The 2,136-nt window shown below is 68.7% G+C and carries 2 protein-coding genes and 1 pseudogene; 1 reads left to right on the top strand and 2 read right to left on the bottom strand.

Translation table 11 applies throughout. From position 1 onward, the window contains the following. Positions 1 to 773: pseudogene (locus FKP22_RS28110) on the bottom strand (hypothetical protein); the annotation flags it as partial. A gap of 235 nt (positions 774 to 1,008) precedes the next feature. Here FKP22_RS28110 and FKP22_RS28105 point away from each other — a divergent pair. Next, positions 1,009 to 1,425 (top strand): hypothetical protein, encoded by a 417-nt coding sequence (locus tag FKP22_RS28105; RefSeq protein WP_141291357.1) that lies wholly within the window; start codon positions 1,009 to 1,011, stop codon positions 1,423 to 1,425. Between the two features lie 126 nt (positions 1,426 to 1,551). Here FKP22_RS28105 and FKP22_RS28100 read toward each other — a convergent pair. Continuing rightward, positions 1,552 to 2,136, bottom strand: a 585-nt coding sequence (locus FKP22_RS28100; protein ID WP_141291355.1) for a 3'-5' exonuclease, incomplete at its 5' end; no start/stop codon positions are given.

The raw sequence follows: 2,136 nt of genomic DNA, 5'->3' as shown, positions 1-2,136 counted from the left end.
TACCCCTGCAGGGTTTCGGGCGCGGGCAGGTTCAGTGCCTCGGCGGCGCCTGCGGCGTAGCTGGCCAGGCGGCAGCGGGCGAAGAAATCCTCGACCTTGTCGTGCACCGCGTCCACCGCCTGCGCGGCGCTGCGCATGTCGCCGCAGTCACTCTGGCCCTGGCGGTGCCAGGCCAGCAAGGCTTCGGCGGCGTCGAAGAAGGCGGTGGCCTGGTCGAGGCCGATGCCGGCTTCGCCGCCAGCGTCCTTCACGCTGCCCTGGGTCTCGACGATCTGCTCGATCAAGCCACGCAATGCGGTGTCGTCGCCAGCGGTTGCGGCAGTGACGATGCCGTCGCCGTTCAGCCGTTCTTCGGCCAGGTGCTGCTGGCGCTCGGCAATGGCTTCCAGGCCGATGTCGCTGGCCTTGGCTTGGGCTTCGTCGAGGCGGGCCAGCGTGTGGCGGGCTGCTTCGGCCAGTGCGCGGCCTTCTTCGTTGTCGGCCAGCGAGGCCAGCGCCAGGCGCTCGCCGCCGCGCACCAGCTGCTGCGGATCGGCCAGCCGTTCGCAGGCCCATTCGCAGGCGGCCAGCAACTCGGGCGCGCGGATGCGGCCGTCGTGGTCGGTGTCGATCAGGTCCAGCGTGCGCGGGTCGAAGTGGGTGCCACGGGTCGGGCAGGCGAGGGCGACCCAGAGCTTCTGGTCGAGTTCGCGCAGGTGGGCGATGTCATCACCGCTGGTGATGAGCACCTGGTCGACGCCACCGGCGCGGAAGAATTGCCAGGCATGGTTCATGGAGGACGGGGCCGGACGCCGGAGAAGGTCAAGGACTTGAGGCAAGTGTCGCCCGGTGCCAGGTGCCGCTGTGTAGGACCAGGCCGCAGAGAGGCTGCCAACAGGTCACCGCGAGGGATTCGTCACTGCGGTGTCTGCTTGAGGCGCGCCATCTCGTACGGAGGGTAGAAGGGCGCCACGCCGGGAGCATGGCAACCGCGGCCACTTTTTTCAACATCACATTCATCGACCCGTCATGCGCGACCCCGTCCGACAACTCGCACACTCGGCCCGCTTTCGTCTTTCGCATGAATACGAGACGGTGTGGCTGATGCGCGAAGGTGCAAGGCCCACCGAGATCGGTGATTTCTACGGCGACCCCCACACGGCCATCATCGATCGTGGCGAAAGATGGTGTGCCGTCGGCGGCAACGGCCTCATCGTCTATTTCCTCGAAGAGCCGTTCGAGGCATACCAACCCGGCCGGCCGTCCGCCCAGTATTTCGAGCTCGGCCGGAAGGAGCGGGACACCTGGTGGGTGGAGAGAATCCAGCAAACCGGCCCGTGGGAAATCCAGGTCCTCCTTGAGACGGGCCTCACCCAACACATCTCGTTCGAGCGGACCAGCGAAGGCTGTGCCTTTGTTGTTCGCGCTGGCCTGCCGACGCCGTGACCCGAACTCCGCTGGCTTGCGCGTCTACGCCCAAGCCAGCATGGCCTCGCCGCGGGTGATCAACGCCACGCCGGGCGACACGGCGCCTTCGGCAGGTCGGGGCGGGCATGCGCCGTTGACGCGTGCTCAGCCCCAGCGGCTGCGCAGCTTCTCGCGCAGGTCCATGACCTGGGTGGTCGGGCGCGTGGGTTCGCTGCCGTCGGCGCGCGGCGTGGCGTGTGTGAACAGCGGCAGCAGCTCGGGCGGCAGGAAGCGGCTGCGGGCACCGTACATGTGGCGGTCGCCGTGGCGGTGCTGCTGGGTCACGTAGAAGCGTTGAGGCACGATCAGGTCCAGGTGCTGGCGGGCGCGGGTCATGGCCACGTAGAGCAGCCGGCGCTCTTCCTCCAGCTCGGCCGTGGTGCCCACGCCGAGGTCGCCGGGCACGCAGCCGTCCACGACGTTCAGCAGCGTCACGGCCTGCCATTCCTGGCCCTTGGCGGCGTGGATGGTGGAGAGGATCAGGTAGTCCTCGTCCAGTGACGGGTCACCGGCGTTGTCGCTGCTGGCCTCCGGCGGGTCCAGCGCCAGCTCGGTGAGGAAACGCTCGCGGCTGCGCTGGCCGCGGGCCAGTTGCACGAGCTGGTCGATGTCGGTCTGGCGGGCGGCGGCGTGTTCGTGCAGGCGCTCCAGCTGCGGGGCATACCAGTCGGCAATCGCCTGCAGCTCGCC

Source organism: Ideonella azotifigens, assembly GCF_006519715.1.
GTDB lineage: Bacteria > Pseudomonadota > Gammaproteobacteria > Burkholderiales > Burkholderiaceae_C > Ideonella > Ideonella azotifigens.
Note: the sequence above shows the minus strand (reverse complement) of the source record. Positions and strands in the feature narration are given on the sequence as shown.

What these genes read in the sequence shown, in the direction of transcription:
- FKP22_RS28105 (WP_141291357.1), top strand. Translation starts at nt 1,009, where the DNA reads ATGCGCGACCCCGTCCGACAACTCGCACACTCGGCCCGCTTTCGTCTT.